Annotated in this window: 14 protein-coding genes; 6 read left to right on the top strand and 8 right to left on the bottom strand. The window is 70.9% G+C overall.

The genetic code is table 11. The features are described 5' to 3' along the window. Window positions 1-6 precede the first annotated feature (6 nt). The 3 genes from araD1 (at window position 7) to ACT3CF_RS10355 (ending at window position 2,557) form a co-directional block, all read left to right on the top strand. Entirely contained in the window at window positions 7-1,002 is a 996-nt protein-coding gene (gene araD1 / locus ACT3CF_RS10365; RefSeq protein ID WP_478422475.1) for an AraD1 family protein, read from the top strand. After that, window positions 1,002-1,931, top strand: coding sequence for a Gfo/Idh/MocA family protein (locus tag ACT3CF_RS10360; RefSeq protein ID WP_478422473.1), 930 nt, complete (start codon window positions 1,002-1,004; stop codon window positions 1,929-1,931). The genes araD1 and ACT3CF_RS10360 overlap by 1 nt, the downstream gene beginning before the upstream one ends. A 341-nt stretch (window positions 1,932-2,272) precedes the next feature. Beyond that, complete coding sequence (locus ACT3CF_RS10355) at window positions 2,273-2,557, top strand: hypothetical protein (RefSeq protein ID WP_478422471.1); 285 nt, start codon at window positions 2,273-2,275, stop codon at window positions 2,555-2,557. A gap of 745 nt (window positions 2,558-3,302) precedes the next feature. Here ACT3CF_RS10355 and ACT3CF_RS10350 read toward each other — a convergent pair. The 3 genes from ACT3CF_RS10350 to ACT3CF_RS10340 form a co-directional block, all read right to left on the bottom strand. Beyond that, window positions 3,303-3,503 (bottom strand): YbdD/YjiX family protein, encoded by a 201-nt coding sequence (locus ACT3CF_RS10350; RefSeq protein WP_478422469.1) that lies wholly within the window; start codon window positions 3,501-3,503, stop codon window positions 3,303-3,305. Beyond that, window positions 3,500-5,548, bottom strand: coding sequence for a carbon starvation CstA family protein (locus ACT3CF_RS10345; protein ID WP_478422467.1), 2,049 nt, complete (start codon window positions 5,546-5,548; stop codon window positions 3,500-3,502). The genes ACT3CF_RS10350 and ACT3CF_RS10345 overlap by 4 nt, the downstream gene beginning before the upstream one ends. Window positions 5,549-5,684: 136 nt before the next feature. Beyond that, window positions 5,685-6,341 (bottom strand): TetR/AcrR family transcriptional regulator, encoded by a 657-nt coding sequence (locus ACT3CF_RS10340; RefSeq protein ID WP_478422465.1) that lies wholly within the window; start codon window positions 6,339-6,341, stop codon window positions 5,685-5,687. A 113-nt stretch (window positions 6,342-6,454) separates the two neighbouring features. Here ACT3CF_RS10340 and ACT3CF_RS10335 point away from each other — a divergent pair, with 113 nt between their 5' ends. The 3 genes from ACT3CF_RS10335 to ACT3CF_RS10325 are packed head-to-tail and all read left to right on the top strand — an operon-like array spanning window position 6,455 to window position 12,298. Beyond that, entirely contained in the window at window positions 6,455-7,645 is a 1,191-nt protein-coding gene (locus ACT3CF_RS10335) for an efflux RND transporter periplasmic adaptor subunit (RefSeq protein ID WP_478422463.1), read from the top strand. A gap of 6 nt (window positions 7,646-7,651) precedes the next feature. Further along, a complete protein-coding gene (locus tag ACT3CF_RS10330; protein WP_478422461.1) occupies window positions 7,652-10,849 on the top strand; it encodes an efflux RND transporter permease subunit in 3,198 nt (1,065 codons plus the stop codon). Window positions 10,850-10,852: 3 nt separating this feature from the next. Then, window positions 10,853-12,298, top strand: a complete 1,446-nt coding sequence (locus ACT3CF_RS10325; protein WP_478422460.1) for an efflux transporter outer membrane subunit — start codon at window positions 10,853-10,855, stop codon at window positions 12,296-12,298. Window positions 12,299-12,397: 99 nt separating this feature from the next. Here ACT3CF_RS10325 and ACT3CF_RS10320 read toward each other — a convergent pair whose 3' ends face one another. From ACT3CF_RS10320 to ACT3CF_RS10300, 5 genes are all read right to left on the bottom strand, one after another. Then, complete coding sequence (locus ACT3CF_RS10320; RefSeq protein WP_478422458.1) at window positions 12,398-13,741, bottom strand: flavodoxin domain-containing protein; 1,344 nt, start codon at window positions 13,739-13,741, stop codon at window positions 12,398-12,400. A 22-nt stretch (window positions 13,742-13,763) separates the two neighbouring features. Next, on the bottom strand, window positions 13,764-14,666 hold the full coding sequence (locus ACT3CF_RS10315; RefSeq protein WP_478422820.1) for an FAD:protein FMN transferase: 903 nt from the start codon (window positions 14,664-14,666) through the stop codon (window positions 13,764-13,766). Between the two features lie 133 nt (window positions 14,667-14,799). Then, window positions 14,800-15,657 (bottom strand): DUF4198 domain-containing protein, encoded by an 858-nt coding sequence (locus tag ACT3CF_RS10310; RefSeq protein WP_478422456.1) that lies wholly within the window; start codon window positions 15,655-15,657, stop codon window positions 14,800-14,802. Window positions 15,658-15,708: 51 nt separating this feature from the next. Next, on the bottom strand, window positions 15,709-16,218 hold the full coding sequence (locus tag ACT3CF_RS10305; RefSeq protein ID WP_478422454.1) for a DUF2271 domain-containing protein: 510 nt from the start codon (window positions 16,216-16,218) through the stop codon (window positions 15,709-15,711). A gap of 4 nt (window positions 16,219-16,222) precedes the next feature. Beyond that, the gene (locus tag ACT3CF_RS10300; protein ID WP_478422452.1) at window positions 16,223-16,885 is read right to left on the bottom strand and encodes a PepSY-associated TM helix domain-containing protein; all 663 of its coding nucleotides are present in this window, start codon (window positions 16,883-16,885) and stop codon (window positions 16,223-16,225) included. Window positions 16,886-16,896 lie beyond the last annotated feature (11 nt).

Raw genomic sequence — 16,896 nt, 5'->3', positions numbered from 1 at the left:
AGAAAGATGCTTTTGAGGCTGTTGCAGCAACGCAACGACGACGGCACGCGCGCGGTGATCGCGGCGCGCGGCGACGCGGCGCATATCGTTCCCGGCCATGCCAGCGTGCGGGCGCTGGCGCTGGCGGCAATCGCGGCGGGGCAGAGCCTGACCGAAGCCGTCGCCGCAGGCGGACAGGGTGCCGCGGTCGATCTGGCCGCCGAGCTGGCGGCCGGACGGCTGATCGCGCCGATCGACCATGACGACCCCGCGCATCTGTGGATGACCGGGACCGGCCTGACGCATCTCGGCTCGGCCGAAGGGCGCGACAAGATGCACCGCGCGGCCGCCGACGCGCCCGAGACGCTGACCGATTCGATGCGCATGTTCCTGGAAGGCGTGGAGGGCGGCAAGCCCGCCGCCGGCCAGGCCGGGCAGCAGCCCGAATGGTTCTACAAGGGCGACGGGTCGCAGCTGGTCGGCCCCGGCGACGCGCTGACCATGCCCGATTTCGCGCAGGACGGCGGCGAGGAGCCCGAACTGGCGGGCATCTACCTGATCGGTCCCGACGGCACGCCGTTCCGGATCGGCCTGTGCCTCGCCAACGAATTCAGCGACCATGTGACCGAACGCCACAATTATCTGTGGCTGGCCCATTCGAAGCTGCGCCAGGCCGCGCTGGGCGCCGAAATCCTGGTCGGCACCCCGCCCGCGGATATTCGCGGCACCAGCCGCATCCTGCGCGACGGTGCGACGTTGTGGGAGAAGCCGTTCCTTTCGGGCGAGGCCAACATGTCGCACAGCCTGGCGAACCTTGAGCATCACCATTTCAAATATCCGCTGTTCCGCCGCCCCGGGGACATCCATGTCCACTTTTTCGGCACGGCGACGCTGTCCTTTGCCGACGGCGTAACCACGCGCGCGGGCGACGTGTTCGAGATCGACGCCGCGCCGTTCACGCTGCCGCTGCGCAACCCGCTGGCGCGGGCGGCGGCGCCGGCGACCGGCGTGAAGGTGCTGTGATGGCCGATCCGATCCGCATCGCAGTCGTCGGGCTGGGCAAGATCGCGCACGACCAGCACCTGCCGGCGATCGCCGAAAACGGCGAGTTCCGGCTGGCGGCGACGGTGAGCACGCGCGGCGAGGCAGTGGGCGAGCTGCCGCATTTCACGACGATCGACGCGCTGCTCGACGAGGGGCCGGAGGTCGACGCGGTGGCGCTGTGCACCCCGCCGCAGGTCCGCTATCCGCTGGCCGCCGCCGCGATCGCGCGCGGCAAGCACGTGTTCCTCGAAAAGCCGCCGGGCGCCACGCTGGCCGAGGTCGGCGTGCTCGACGCCCATGCCGAGGCGGCGGGCGTGACGCTGTTCGCGAGCTGGCATTCGCGGTACGCCGCAGGCGTGGCACCGGCCAAGGCATGGCTGGCGAACCGCCATATCCTGAAGGTCTCGATCGTCTGGCGCGAGGATGTGCGCGTGTGGCACCCGGGCCAGGCATGGATCTGGGAGCCGGGCGGGCTGGGCGTTTTCGACCCCGGAATCAACGCCTTGTCGATCGTGACGCATATCCTGCCGACGCCGTTCTTCCTCGAAAGCGGGCGGCTGGCGATCCCGGCGAACCGCGCCGCGCCGATCGCCGCCGACCTGTCGTTCCGCGACGCGGCGGGGACGCCGATCCATATGGACCTCGACTGGCGCCAGACCGGGCCGCAGAGCTGGGACATCGTCGTCGAGACCGACCACGGCACGCTGAAGCTGGAGAAGGGCGGGGCGGTGCTGGTGCTGCCGGGCAGCACGCATACCAGTCCCGACCACGAATATCCGGGGCTCTATGCCCGGTTCGCCGAGCTGATCCGGGCGGGACAGCGCGACGTCGACACCGCGCCGTTGCGGCTGGTCGCCGACGCGTTCCTGCGCGGCCACCGCGAGACGGTCGAGGCGTTCGAGGACTGAGCCCCCCCGCCCAATCGCCGTCCGGATCGCGCAATCGGCACGCAATTCGTGTCGTTCGCGCGACCGGCGACGGCGAAAAGGCGCAATTTCAGCCCCGAATCATGCCGTTCGCCGCAACCAAATGACGGAGCGTTGCGGCGGGTCATGGTTGCCAAAAATTGTCGGACAATAGCACCGCTCGCGCACGCCCGTGGCGAGCGCCGAACGCAACTCCCGCAGGCCGGCCGGGCGGCGATTGTCCCCCACCCGCCGGACCTGTGCCTTGGCCGCCGGCGTCGCGTAGCGCCGGCGGCCCTTTTTGCCCGCGGAACCCGGCAGCGCGCGACGTGCGTTGATGGCGGGTGAGCACGACCAACGATCCGCCGGGCGCGTCGCCGCCCGATCCGCCGTCGGACGCCGTGGCAGAGGCGCGCGCGCTCGTCGCGGCGATGCGCGAGGCCGAGGCGCAGCATGGCGAGCACTGGCGCGCGCTGGTGCCGTCGGCCGACATCGTCAACGCCGAGGCCGAGGCGGGCGAGGACGCCGCCTTTGCCGCGATGCGCGCGGCGCGGGCACGCGTGGCGGCGCATATCTGTCGGCTGTACGGCATCGACGCCGAGACGCTGAAGCGCGTGGCGCGCGCCTGAACGCCCCCGCCTGAACGCTGCCGCCTGAACGCGCGCGCCGGAACGTCCGGCGGGCATGTTCCGTCGGCGGCGGGCGAGGGGCGAGGGGCAAGCCCCGGCGGCGCTCGGCGATCCGCGGCCGCAGAGGCGTGCGCAGCAGCGGCGCTGGCAACCGCAATCGTCAGCCGTGGCGGTCGCCTGTGCGGCAGCGACCCACCGACGCCATTCCCACCTGTTCGTAACCCGGGAGGAACGCGACCGTCGCGCTGCCCGGCAGGCCCCGGCAGCGGCGCCTCAGCGCCGGAGCGCGCGAGCGGCGGCGTTGGCAGTGGCGATCTTGGCAGCGGCCGCTTCAGCAACAGTGACCTCCGCAGCAGCGGTCCCCGGCGGCAGGGCTTCCCCCAGCAGGGGCTGCCTCGGCAGTCTGAGCGCGGCAGCGACGCGCTTGCCAAGCGCGCCCTCGGCAGCGGCCGCTTCAGCAGCAGTGACCTCCGCAGCAGCGGTCCCCGGCGGCAGGGCTTCCCCCAGCAGGGGCTGCCTAGGCAGTCTGAGCGCGGCAGCGACGCGCTTGGCAGCGACGCGCTTGCCAAGCGCGCCCTCGGCAGCGGCCGCTTCAGCAGCAGTGACCTCCGCAGCAGCGGTCCCCGGCGGCAGGGCTTCCCCCAGCAGGGGCGACTCAGCAGCCGGAGCCCGGCAGCGGCGACTTCAGCAGTAGCGCCCCGGCAGCGGCGGTCCTCAGCAATCGCGGCCCGCGGCGCGGCGATCCTCAGCAGCAGCGGCCGCCATTCTTGCCGCCATAGCGCGCCTCCTGCCGGTCGCGGAAGAACTCGGCGCGCGTCATCACCGGCTCGCCCGGATGATGCGCCGCCCGATGCGCGCAATATCGCTCATAGGACGGCAGGCCGACCATGAGCCGCGCGGTCTCGGCCGCGCCGGCCCACAGGTCGCGGAGGCGCGGCCGCGTCATTCGGCCGGCGCGAGCGGCAGTTCGTGCACGCTCGGCTCCGCGATCCGGCGCGCGGCGAACACGGTGCGGATCGAATAGAAAAGGATCGCCAGCACGACCGCGAGGAACAGCGCGCACAGCCCCGCGTCGATCATGTCGTTGGCGACGATGCGGCGCATCTCGCCGAGCGACTTGGCGGGGGCGAGCACCTCGCCGCGGCCGAGCGCGTCGGAGAAGCGCCGGGCATGCGCGAGGAAGCCGACCGCCGGGCTGGACGAGAACAGCTTGAGCAGGCTGGCGCTGACGGTGCAGACGAGCAGCCAGGCGGCGGGCACGATCGTCACCCAGGCGAAGCGATCCTGCTTCATCCGGAACAGCACCACCGTCGCGAGCATCAGCGCGACCGCGGCGAGCATCTGGTTCGAGATACCGAACAGCGGCCACAGCGTGTTCACGCCGCCGAGCGGATCGGTGACGCCCTGATAGAGGAAGAAGCCCCAGGCGGCGACGCACAGCCCGGTGCCGACGAGCGAGGGCATGATCGTCGTCGCGTTGCGGAAGCCCGGCGCGACGAGCCCGATCAGATCCTGAAGCATGAACCGCCCCGCACGCGTGCCGGCATCGACCGCGGTGAGGATGAACAGCGCCTCGAACAGGATCGCGAAATGATACCAGAAGGCCATCATCGCCTTGCCGCCGATCAGCCGGCTGAACACATGCGCCATGCCGACCGCGAGCGTGGGCGCGCCGCCCGCGCGCGAGATGATCGTGCTTTCGCCGACATCGCTCGCGGTCTGTTCGATCGTCGCGGGCGTGATGTCGAAGCCCATCTTGTGAACCGCGGCGGCCGCGCTGTCGGCAGTGGTGCCGACGACGGCGGCCGGGCTGTTCATCGTGAAATAGATGCCCGGTTCGATCACCGACGCCGAGATCAGCGCCATGATCGCGACGAAGCTTTCCATCAGCATCGCGCCATAGCCGATGAAGGGCGCGTCGGCTTCGGACGCGATCAGCTTGGGCGTGGTGCCGCTGGCGATCAGCGCGTGGAACCCCGACACCGCGCCGCACGCGATCGTGATGAACAGGAACGGGAAGAGCGACCCCGACCAGACCGGGCCGGTGCCGTCGACGAAGCGCGTGAGCGCGGGCATCTGAAGCGGCGGGGCGACGACGACGATGCCGATCGCGAGCGCGGCGATCGCGCCGATCTTGAGAAAGGTCGACAGATAGTCGCGCGGCGCGAGCAGCAGCCACACCGGCAGCACCGAGGCGATCGCGCCATAGCCGATCAGGATCCAGCAGAGCTGGACCGGGGTGAAGGTGAACAGCGGTGCGAGCGTGGCCGATTCGGCGACGTTGCGCCCGAACAGGATCGCCGCGAACAGCCCGATCAGCCCGAGGATCGACACCTCGCCGATGCGGCCCGGGCGGATCCAGCGGGTGTAGACGCCCATCAGGATCGCAAGCGGGATCGTCGCGGCGACGGTGAAGGTGCCCCAGGGGCTGTTCGCGAGCGCGCGCACGACGATGAGCGCGAGCACCGCGAGGATGATGACCATGATCATGAAGGCGCCGAACAGCGCGATCGTGCCGGGGACGGGGCCGAGCTCCATCCGGATCAGCTCGCCGAGCGAGCGGCCGTCGCGGCGCATCGAGATGAACAGCACCATGAAGTCCTGGACCGCGCCCGCGAGCACGACGCCCGCGAGGATCCACAACATGCCCGGCAAATAGCCCATCTGGGCGGCGAGCACGGGGCCGACGAGCGGGCCGGCGCCCGCGATCGCCGCGAAATGGTGGCCGAACAGCACGCGCCGGTCGGTCGCGACGAAATCGAGCCCGTCGGGATGGCGCACCGCCGGGGTGGGCCGCGACGGATCGAGCCGCATCACCGTGCGCGCGATGTAGAGCGCGTAGAAGCGATAGGCGATCAGGTAGATCGCGACCGCCGCGACGACGAGCCATACCGCGTTGACGGGTTCGCCGCGCGCACTGGCGACGATGCCGAGCGCGGCGGCCCCGGCGCCTGCGACCAAGACCCAGCCGAGCGTTCCGAGTGGCTTCACGCGATCCCTTTCCCTGCGTGCGGCGGGCCGAATTTGGGCGCAGCGCCGCGATTCCCCAATCGCATCGCTGTTGGCATTGTTCCCGAACCGAGAAAAGGGGGAGTCGCGCCGGGGGCGGCCGCCACGCGACGCCGCGTCAGGCGCGGCGCAATCCGCGATCCTCCGTAGCGCGGAACCGCGCGATCTCGCCCTGCACCACCTCGCTCGCATAACGGGCGAGCCCGTGATGGTTGAAGGAAGGATCGGCGATGCGCCGGTACCAGGTGCCCGAACCGAGCGCGAGGATGAGGTCGGCAAGCCGTTCGAGCGCGTCCCCCGAGCGTTCGCCGGGGGCAATCGCGTGGAGCGCGGTCATCAGGCTTTGATGCAGCCGCGTGTCGATCGAATGGAGGATCTGGCCCACGCGCGGGTTGCGCGTCGCCTCGGCGAACACCTCGGCCAGCAGCGCGCATTCGGCATCGGTCTCGGTCGATTCCAGAAAGCGCAGCACCCAGCTTTCGATCGCGCCGAGATCGCCCGCGAGCACCGCCGCGCGCAGCGTCGATTCGTCGAGGAACACCTCGACATCGGCCGCCGCGAGCGCGGCGACGATGTCTTCCTTGGACTCGAAATCGCGATAGAGCTGGCCGACCTTGACCCCCGATTCCTCGGCGATCTGGGCCACGCTTGCCGCGTGAAAACCACGTTCGGTGAACAGCTTGCGCGCCGCATCGAGCACGCGTCGCCGTCGATCATCCGCCTTTGCCGCGCGGCCGCGCGGCGCCTCGCCCGGAAAACAGGCCGAACCGTTCAAATCCACCCCCTGCGCGTCACCTGCGCTTGCTTTCGCTCTACAACGAGTCTAGGGCACGCCCAAATCGTGAGTGAGCGCTCACTCACATAATTTGCAGGGAAATGGAAGGGTCCATGAGGAAATCGTCCGCCGTTGCGATCACCGCCGCGTTGTTGCTTGCCGGTTGCGGTGGCGCTCCCCAGCAGCAGATGGGCCCGTCCGGCCCGCCGCAGGTGGGCTTCGTGACCATCCAGACCCAGCCGGTGACGCTGACCACCGAGCTTGCCGCGCGCACCGCCGCCTATGAGACGTCGGAAGTGCGGCCGCAGGTCAACGGCATCATCACCGCCCGGCTGTTCCAGGAAGGCGACCAGGTGCGCGCGGGGCAGCCGCTGTATCGCATCGACCCCGCGCCCTATGCCGCGCAGGTTGCGAGCGCGCGCGCCGCGCTGGCCCGTGCGCAGGCGACGATCGCGTCGAGCGAGGCGCTGGCGCGGCGTTACGGCGAACTGGTCAAGATCAACGCGATCGCGCGGCAGGATTACGAAAATGCCGTCGCCGCCGCGCAGCAGGCGCGCGCCGAGGTGGCCGCGCAGCAGGCCGCGCTGCGTTCGGCGACGATCGACCTCGAGCGGACCACGGTGCGCGCGCCGATCGCCGGGCGGATCGGCCGTTCGCTGGTGACGACGGGCGCGCTGGTGACGGCGGCGCAGGCGACAGCGTTGACCACGATCCAGCGGCTCGACCCGATCTATGTCGACATCACCCAGTCGAGCGCCGACCAGCTGCGGCTGCGCCAGCAGTTGCTGGCGGGCAAGCTGGCGCGCGGCAGCGATGCGGCGCGCGTGCGGCTGAAGCTGGAGGACGGCACGACCTATCCGGTCGAGGGCGTCGTCAAGTTCGCCGACGTGACCGTCGATCCGGAAACGGGCAGCCAGACGATCCGCGCGCAGTTCGCCAACCCCAACGGGCTGTTGCTGCCGGGCATGTATGTCCGCGCCGAGTTCGTCGAGGGCACGCAGGCGGCGGCGATGCTGGTGCCGCAGCGCGCGGTGACGCGCGACGAGAAGGGCCATGCCGTCGTGATGGTGGTGGGCGCTGGCGACAAGCTGGAGCCGCGGCCGATCACCGCGCCGCGGACGGTGGGCGACGCCTGGCTCGTCACCGGCGGGCTGAAGCCCGGCGACCGCGTGGTCGTCGAAGGCGCGCAGAACCTGCAGCCGGGGACGCCGGTAAAGGCCGTCGCGTGGAAGCCCGACGCCGCGCCGCAGGGCGCCGCCAACGGGGCCGCGCCGGCGGGCGCCCCCGCAGCAAAGGGGCGCTGAGGCACCATGTCGCGCTACTTCATCGACCGGCCCATCTTTGCATGGGTCATCGCCATCATCCTGATGCTGGCGGGCGTGCTGGCGATGCGCAGCCTGCCGATCGCGCAGTTCCCGTCGATCGCGCCGCCGTCGGTCAGCATCACCGCGACCTATCCGGGCGCCGACGCGCAGACGCTGGAAAACACGACGACGCAGATCATCGAGCAGCAGATGAAGGGGATCGACCACCTTCGCTACTTCTCGTCGTCGTCGAGCTCGGCGGGCACCGTCGAGATCACGCTGACCTTCGAGCAGGGCACCGATCCCGACATCGCGCAGGTGCAGGTGCAGAACAAGCTGCAGGCGGCGACGCCGCTGTTGCCGCAGGAAGTGCAGCAACAGGGCATCCGCGTCGCCAAGGCGACCACCAACTTCCTGCTGATCGTCGGCCTGTATTCCGAGAACGGCGCGCATAACGCCGCCGACCTGTCGGACCTGATCGCGTCGCGCATCCAGGACCCGCTGAGCCGCGTCAACGGCGTCGGCGACACGCAGGTGTTCGGTTCGCAATATGCGATGCGCGTGTGGGTCGATCCGCTGAAGCTCAACGGCTATCAGCTGACGATGGCCGATGTGACGGCCGCGCTGCAGGCGCAGAACGCGCAGGTTTCGGCGGGGCAGATCGGCGCGCAGCCCGCGCCGAAGGAGCAGATGCTCAACGCGACCGTTTCGGTCCAGTCGCGGCTCCAGACCGCCGAGGAATTCGGCAATATCCGCCTGAAGACGAGCGCCGCGGGCGCGGTGGTGCGGCTGCGCGACGTCGCGCGCGTCGAGCTGGGCGCCGAGAATTACGGGTTCGACACGCGCTGGAACGGCAAACCCGCCTCGGGCTTCGGCATCAAGCTGGCGCCGGGCGCGAACGCGCTCAACACCGTCGACGCGGTGAAGGCGCGGATCGGCGAGATCGCCAAGACCTTCCCGGCCGACGTCAAGGTCATCTATCCCTACGACACGACGCCGTTCGTGCGGCTTTCGATCGAGCAGGTGGTGCACACGCTGGTCGAGGCCGTGGTGCTCGTGTTCCTGGTGATGTTCCTGTTCCTGCAGAACTTCCGCGCGACGCTGATCCCGACGATCGCGGTGCCGGTGGTGCTGCTGGGCACCTTTGCGGTGATGGCGGTCGCGGGCTATTCGATCAACACGCTGACGCTGTTCGGCATGGTGCTGGCGATCGGCCTGCTCGTCGACGACGCGATCGTCGTCGTCGAGAATGTCGAGCGACTGATCACCACCGAGCATCTGAGCCCCAAGGAAGCCGCCAAGAAGTCGATGGACGAGATCAGCGGCGCGCTGGTCGGCATCGGGCTGGTGCTGTCGGCGGTGTTCCTGCCGATGGCGTTCTTCGGCGGGTCGACCGGCGTGATCTATCGCCAGTTCTCGATCACGATCGTGTCGGCGATGGCGCTGTCGGTGATGGTCGCGCTGATCCTGACGCCGGCGCTGTGCGCGACGATCCTGAAGCCGCACGACCCCGGCAAGCTGGAAGGGCACGGGCCGCTGGCGCGGTTCTTCCGCTGGTTCAACGACACGTTCGAGCGCAATTCGATGCGGTACGAGGGCGGCGTCACCCGGATCTCGCGGAGCTGGAAGCGCTCGATGCTCGTCTATGTGCTGATCGGCGTGGGCATGGGGCTGCTGTTCGTGCGGCTGCCCACCGGATTCCTTCCCGAAGAGGACCAGGGGTCGATCATCGCGCTGGTGCAGGGCCCGTCGGGCGCGACGACGTCGCGGACCGACAAGGGGCTGGCGCTGGTGCGCGACCATTTCCTCAATGCCGAGAAGGCGAATGTCGACGGCGTGTTCACGATCAATGGCTTCAGCTTTGCCGGCCAGGGCCAGAATGCGGGCCTTGCCTTCGTCCTGCTGAAGGACTGGGGCGACCGTTCGGGCGCGGCCAACAAGGCGCAGGCGATCGCCGGGCGCGCGATGGGGCCGTTCATGCAGTTCCACGACGCGATGATCTTTGCGCTGGTGCCGCCCGCGGTGCAGGAACTGGGCAACGCCACCGGCTTTGACGTCCAGCTGGTCGACCAGGTCGGCATGGGGCACGAGAAGCTGGTCCAGATGCGCAACATGATGCTGGGCATGGCGATGCAGGACAAGCGGCTGGTGCAGGTGCGCCCGATGTCGCTGGAGGACGCGCCGCAGCTCAAGATCGACGTCGACCAGGACAAGGCGCGCGCGCTGGGGCTCGACCTCAACGCCGTCAACGCCACGATCGCGTCGGCGTGGGGCGGGCAATATGTCAACGACTTCATCGACCGCGGCCGCGTCAAGCGCGTCTATGTCCAGGCCGACGAACCCTATCGCCTGAAGCCCGAGGACCTGAACAACTTCTATGTCCGCGGCGCGAACGGCGCGATGGTGCCCTATAGCGCCTTCACGACGCTGAGCTGGACGCAGGCGCCGGTGCAGTTGACGCGCTATAACGGCCAGCCCGCGATGCAGCTCCAGGGCGGCGCGGCGCCGGGGCTGAGCTCGGGCGCGGCGATGCAGGCGATGGAGGAAATCCACGCCAAGCTGCCGCCGGGCACCGCGCTCGAATGGACGGGCCTGTCCTATGAGGAGCGGCTGTCGGGCAACCAGGCGCCCGCGCTCTATGCGCTGTCGCTGCTGATCGTGTTCCTGTGCCTTGCCGCGCTGTACGAAAGCTGGTCGGTGCCGATCTCGGTGCTGCTCGTCGTGCCGCTGGGCGTCGTCGGCGCGCTGCTCGCGGCGATGCTGACCGGGCTCAACAACGACATCTACCTCCAGGTCGGCCTGATCACCACGATCGGCGTGTCGGCGAAGAACGCGATCCTGATCGTCGAGTTCGCCGAGGAGCGGATGCGCGAGGGTATGGGGGCGTTCGACGCCGCCATCGCCGCCGCGCGGCTGCGCCTGCGCCCGATCCTGATGACCAGCCTGGCATTCGTGTTCGGCGTGCTGCCGCTGGCGATTTCGACCGGCGCCGGCGCGGGCGGGCAGAATGCGATCGGCCGCGCGGTGGTGGGCGGCATGCTTTCGGCCACGCTGCTCGGCATCTTCTTCATTCCGATGTTCTTCGTGGTGGTGCGCAGCCTGTTCGCGCGCCGCCGGACGAAGGACGCGGCTGCGAACCGCGACATCGAGCCCAGGGGCGGCGAGCCCGGGGACAACGGCCCGACGCAGCCCGAGGGAGCCTGAACCGTGACCACGACCAAGACCAAGATCCTTGCCGCGCTTTTCGCCAGCACGCTGCTGGCCGGGTGCAACATGGCCCCGCGCTATGTCCGCCCCGAAGGCGCGGTTCCCGCAACGTTGCCGCAGGGCGGGCCCTATCCCGCCGCGGCGGCTGAGGGGACGGACGTGTCGGCGATCGGCTGGCATGACTTCTTCACCGACGCGCGGCTGCGCGACGTGATCGCGCTGGGGCTGGAGAACAACCGCGACCTGCGCGTCGCGGCGGCCAATGTGCTGGCGGCGCGCGCACAGTATCGCATCCAGCGATCGAACCTGCTCCCGTCGCTCAACGCGACGGGGACGGCGGCGTTCGCCAACAGCCGCGGCGCACAGGCCGGGGCCGGCGGCGCCGGTGCCGGGGCGGGTGCCGGCGGCAGCAACGACACGATCGAGATCTATCAGGCCAATATCGGCGTTTCGGCGTTCGAGATCGACCTGTGGGGGCGTATCCGCAACCTCAACGAGGCGGCGCTCCAGGACTTTTTCGCGACGCAGGAAGCGCAGCGCGCGACGCGGATCAGCCTGATTTCCGAAATCGCGTCGGCCTATCTGGCGCTTGCCGCCGACCAGGACCTGCTGGGCATCGCGCGCGACACGCTGGAGAGCTTTCGCCAGTCGCTCGAGCTGACGCGCGCGCAGTTCCGCATCGGCACCGCATCCGAGCTGGAGGTGCGCCAGGCCGAGACCAACTATCAGGCGGCGCGCAACGACATCGCGACGCTGGAGGCGCAGATCGCGCAGGACCGCAATGCGCTGAACCTGCTGGCGGGAACGAGCGTGCCCGACACGCTGCTGCCCAACGGGCTGGGCGAGGGGCGGGTGACGATCGACGCGCTGCCCGCCGACCTGAGCTCGACCGTGCTGCTGCGCCGGCCCGACGTGCTGCAGGCCGAACACCAGCTGATCGCGCAGAACGCGAATATCGGCGCGGCGCGCGCGGCGATGTTCCCGACGATCTCGCTCACCGCGAGCTTCGGCACGGTGAGCACCGCGCTGTCGGGGCTGTTCGGCAAGAACAGCGACGCCTGGTCGGTCGCGCCGGCGGCGACGCTGCCGATCTTTGACTTCGGGCGGCGGCGCGGCAACCTGGAGGCGGCGCGTGCGCAGGCCCAGGCGGCGGCGGCGAGCTATGAGCGGACGTTGCAGACGGCGTTCCGCGAGGTCGCCGACGCGCTGGCGACGCGCGGGACGATCGGCGAGCAGGTCGCGGCGCGGTCCGCGCGTGCCGAGGCGGCGGTGACGGCGTCGCGGCTGTCCGAGGCGCGGTATCGCGCCGGGGTCGAATCGTTCCTGACCACGCTCGATGCGCAGCGTACCGCCTATGGCGCGCGGCGCGACCTGATCGCGACGCGGCTGGCGCGCGCGACCAATCTGGTGACGCTGTACCGGGTGCTGGGCGGCGGGCTCAACTGAGCCGCCGCGCGCGCGAGAGCGCAGCGACGGCGACCGATCAGAAAGGGGGGCAGCGCCGCGGTGCTGCCCCCCTTTTTCATGCGGTCCCGGGCCGTGCGATCAATAGGCGTCGCGGCGATAGCGGCCCGCCGCGGCGAGCGCGCGCAGGCCGTCGGCCCCCAGAATGTCGGCGAGCGCGGCGTCGACCCCCTCGGCCATCGCGATGCTGCCGCACAGATAGACGGCGCCGCCCGCCGCGACCCAGTCGCGCACGCGCGGCGCCTCGGCCGCGAGGCGGTGCTGGACGTAGCGCGCATCGGCATCGGCGGCGCGCGAGAAGACGAGGTCGAGCCGTTCGAGAAGCCCGTCGCGGCGCCATTGTTCGAGCGTATCGGCGAGCGGACGGTCGTGCGCCGGATCGCGCTCGCCATAGACCAGCCAGTTGCGCGTGCCGGGCGCGCGCGCCACGAGATGCGCACGCAACGCTGCAAGGCCGGTGCCGTTGCCGACGAGCAGCATCGGCACCGCCGGATCGGGGGCGTGGAAGCCGGGATTGGCGCGCAGCCGCAGCGCGACGCGCGCGCCGATCGCCGCGCGCGTGCACAGCCACCCCGAGCCGAGGCCCGGCGTCCCGTCGGGCGCGTGGAACAGCCGGACGAGCAGGTCGAGCCCGCCTTCGTGCGGGAGCGAGGCGGGGGAATATTCGCGGTGCGGCAGCGGCGGGTGCGGCGCGAACGCCGCGTCGGCGGGGCCGGGATAAAGCTCGGCCACATCGCCCGCGCGCCAGACGATGCCGTCCTCGTCCGGCGTGAGGCGGATGCGATAGAGCGGCGCGCCGGGGCTGCCCGGGTTGAGATGCGTGCGTTCGGCGAGCCGCCAGCGGCGATAGGCGGGCGGTTGCCAGTCGGGCAGGTCGGTCGCCGCGCCGAACAGCCGCAGGCTCTGTTGCCAGTGGCGGATCGCACCGGGATCGCCCGCATCGACCTCGACCCGGTCGAAGCGCGGTTGCGCGCCCGCGCGGCGCAACAGCGCGTCGAGCTGGTTCCCGAAGGCGCAGAAATGGCGGTAATGCCGGTCGCCGAGCGCGAGCACCGCATAATGGAGATGGCCGAGCGCGGGCGGGGCCGCGTGCCAGGCGTGAAGGAAGGGCGCGGCATCGTCGGGCGGATCGCCTTCGCCCGTGGTCGCGGCGACGAACAGCGCCGCATCGGTCGCGCGGAGATGGTCGGGGCGGAGCGCGGCGATGCCGATGCGCGTGACGGCGCAGCCCGAGGCGGTGAGCGCGGCGGCGGTGGCATCGGCGAGCGCGACGGCGTTGCCCGTCTGGCTGGCGTCGACGACGAGGATGGTGGCCGGTGCGACCGCGACGCGCGTGCGGCGATGGCGCACGACGCTGGCCGCGACGAGCCCGCTCCAGCCGAGCGTCGCCGCCAGCGCCAGTCCGATCCGCATTGCTTCGTTCATCGTTTTCCGTTCATTCGGCCGCTCATTCGGCCATGGCGCGCGCGGCGGCGCTGAGGCTGCGCAACCAGCCATGCGCGCTGCGGTGCAGGAAGATCGCCGCGATGCCGTGCGCATCGGCGAGCGCGAGCCCGGCATCGACGCCGAGCACGGTGAGCAAAGTCGCCCAGGCGTCGGCGAGCATCGCCTGATCGTGGAGCACGCTGACCGAGGGCGGCGCGTTGGAGACCGGCGTGCCGGTGCGCGGATCGAGCGTGTGCGCCAGCCGGCGGCCGTCGACCGCGTGGAAGCGGCGATAGTCGCCCGAGGTCGCCACCGACAGCCCGGTGAGCCCGATCCGCGTGCGCGGGAGCGGGCAGCCGGGCGGCGGCTCGACATCGACCCACCAGGGCTGGCCGTCGGGCCGCAGCCCCTCGCCGCGAAGCTCGCCGCCGATTTCGAGGAGGAAGGCGGGGTGGCCCGCGTCGCGCAGCAGCGCGGCGACGCGGTCGACGGCATGGCCCTTGGCGATCGCCGACAGGTCGAGCCGGGCGCCGCCCGGCTGATGCAGCCGCGCGGTCGCGCGATCGAAGCCGAGCCGGCGCCATCCCCCGGCGGCGCGCGCGGCGGCGAGCGCGGCCGGATCGGGCGGCAGCCGCTCCGCCGCGACCGCGCCGAAACCCCAGAGATCGACGACCGCACCGATCGCGGGATCGAACGCGCCGTCGCTGAGCGCCGCCAGGTCCAGCGCCGCCGCCATCACCGCTGCGAAGCCGGGGGGCAGCGCGTGCCAGCTATCGGCGGGCGCGGCGTTGAAGCGCGACAGGTGCGAACCCGGCTCCCAATGGCTCATTTCGGCGATGACCATATCGAGTTCGGCCTGGATGCGCTCGCCGAGCCCCGGCGGCAGCGCCGGGGCGGCGAGGCGAAGCGACCAGCGCGTGCCCATCGTCGCGCCGCCGAGATCGTGGCGCACCGCCCCCGCCGGGCAGACGAGCCGCGCGGGATCGGCGGTCAGCGGGAGGAGGAGCAGCGGTTCGAGCATCGCGACGCGGATGGGCAGGCCGGGCGGGCGGGCGCCGTCAGGGCGCCATCACCTCGACCGAGCTGGTATAGCCGAAGCGGCGGCCGGTGATGCCGGGGCGCGGCGCGGCATCGTCGCTGTAGCTCGCATGGATCCAGTACAGCCCCGCGCCGGGCCAGCGCACGGCGATCTCGCCCCTGGCGTCGGTCTTGAGCGTGAGCGTGCCCTGATCGTTGCGGAAGCGGCGACCCTCCGGCGTCAGCTCGACCTCGAGCCCGGCGACGGGCTTGCCGTCGACGAGGAAGCGGAAGCGCGCGAGCGTGTCGGCGACGAGATCGGAGGGGTGGGTGAGCGGCTGCATCTCGAGCCCCTTGCCGCTGAGCGCGATCGTGCTGGGCTTGCCGAGCGTGACGAACACCTCGTTGCGGTTGGCGGTGAGCAGCAGCTTGACGTCGGTGGCGCCGGCGGGCGCGACGAAATCGGGCGTCGCGGGGACGAAGATCGGCGCACCGGCGGGAGCGGCGGGGGCACCCGGCGCGCCGGGGCGCATTCCCGGACGGCCGCCGACGCGATAGGCCTGGCCGTTGAGCGTGTAGCTGCCCATGATCCCGCCGTTTTCGAGCGCGACGCGCCAGGTGCCGACCTGGGTGAGATGCAGGTCGAACGTGCTGCGGAAGCGGCCGCGCATCGCGTTTTCGAGCTTCACCTCGGACCCGTCGGGGGCATAGGCGCGGAACGCCTCGGGCGGGAGCGGCTGATGATCGGGGACGAACACGTCGGTGGACGCGGCGGCGTCGAACGTGACCCAGCCCTCGTCGCCCGAGACGGTGGTGGCCGAGGGCTTGATCCACATATTGTGCGCGACCGCGGGCGTGGCGAGCAGCGCGGTGGCGGCAAGGAGGAGGATGCGCTTCATCGGGAGGTTCCTTGTCTGCGAACGGGGACGTCTGCGAACGGGGACGGGGGATCAGGGGCGCAGCGTGGCGGTGATCGCGCCGAGCTCGCTCGACCCGGTGCCGCGGCCGGTCGCCGCGCGGCCGTTCCACGCGATCGGCACGCTGACCAGTTCGCGGCCGCCCTCTTCGCGCGCGGCCTCGACCATCAGCACGTAATTGCCGGGCTTGAGCGCGCCGACGTTGAAGCGTGCGCGCTGGGGGCCGGGGGCGCGGGTGGCGCCGGTGAGCCCGTCGGCGGGCATCGTCAGCTCGCGTCCGCCCTTGCGCCACCAGCTGCGCAGGTCGCGCAGCCATTTGAGCCCGCGATTTTCGCGATTGTCGAAATCATACCAGACCGCGAGCGTGCGGATCGTCGGCTGACCCGGCTGTTCGAGCCAGATCGCGACATAGGGCCGATGATATTCGGCGGTGCGAAGCTGGGGGATGGTGACGGTGACGTCGAGCGTCCCCGCCATCGCCGGGCCGGTCGCGGCGACGCCGGCGAGGCCGGTGAGGATCAGGCGGTGGGCGAGTTGCGGCATGGGTTCACCTGTGGACGAGAAGGAGGACGAGAAGCACGGGGACGAGCAGCCCGAAGCCGACCACCGGCCAGGTCGCGGGGCGGTTGCGCCCGTGGAGCTGGAGCAGCAGCAGCCCGGTGATCGTGAAGACGAGGCAGCACACCGCGAACAGGTCGATGAACCAGTTCCACGCCGTGCCGGTGTTGCGGCCCTTGTGAAGATCGTTGAGATAGGCGACCCAGCCGCGATCGGTGGTTTCGAGCGTCGCGGTGCCCGCCTCGCGGTCGATCGTCAGCGTCGCGTCGCCGCCGGGGCGCGGGAGCTGGACGAACGCCTCGAACTCGGACCATTCGGCGGGGGCGGTGCCGGGCTGGACCCGAAGCGCCTGTTCGACCGCGCGCGCGACCGGGGCGGGGAGCGGCGCGTGCGCACCGTCGGCGAGATGGACCCCGGCGAGCGCGGCACGCGCGGGCGCGTCGAGCGGCACGCTGCGCTTCACCGTCACCGGATCGGCGGAAATGTCCGCGGCATGATTGAGCGTGATCCCGGTCGCGGCGAAGAGCAGCATCGTGACCAGGCAGAAGGCCGAGCTGATCCAGTGCCAGCGATGGATCTGGCGCAACCAGAAGCCGCGCCGGAGCTGGCGGTCGATCGGACGAGTCGGGTCGGAAGCGGAAGTCTCTGCCACGCGGCGCGACT

Source organism: Sphingomonas chlorellae (assembly GCF_056485145.1).
This window is presented reverse-complemented; position numbering and strand designations above follow the sequence as displayed.

Excerpts from the sequence above, each read along its gene's own strand:
- ACT3CF_RS10330 (WP_478422461.1), top strand. The coding sequence starts at position 7,652 with ATGTCGCGCTACTTCATCGACCGGCCCATCTTTGCATGGGTCATCGCC.
- araD1 (WP_478422475.1), top strand. The coding sequence starts at position 7 with ATGCTTTTGAGGCTGTTGCAGCAACGCAACGACGACGGCACGCGCGCG.
- ACT3CF_RS10315 (WP_478422820.1), bottom strand. The coding sequence starts at position 14,666 with ATGGGCACGCGCTGGTCGCTTCGCCTCGCCGCCCCGGCGCTGCCGCCG.
- ACT3CF_RS10360 (WP_478422473.1), top strand. The coding sequence starts at position 1,002 with ATGGCCGATCCGATCCGCATCGCAGTCGTCGGGCTGGGCAAGATCGCG.
- ACT3CF_RS10335 (WP_478422463.1), top strand. The coding sequence starts at position 6,455 with ATGAGGAAATCGTCCGCCGTTGCGATCACCGCCGCGTTGTTGCTTGCC.
- ACT3CF_RS10305 (WP_478422454.1), bottom strand. The coding sequence starts at position 16,218 with ATGCCGCAACTCGCCCACCGCCTGATCCTCACCGGCCTCGCCGGCGTC.
- ACT3CF_RS10320 (WP_478422458.1), bottom strand. The coding sequence starts at position 13,741 with ATGAACGAAGCAATGCGGATCGGACTGGCGCTGGCGGCGACGCTCGGC.
- ACT3CF_RS10310 (WP_478422456.1), bottom strand. The coding sequence starts at position 15,657 with ATGAAGCGCATCCTCCTCCTTGCCGCCACCGCGCTGCTCGCCACGCCC.
- ACT3CF_RS10350 (WP_478422469.1), bottom strand. The coding sequence starts at position 3,503 with ATGACGCGGCCGCGCCTCCGCGACCTGTGGGCCGGCGCGGCCGAGACC.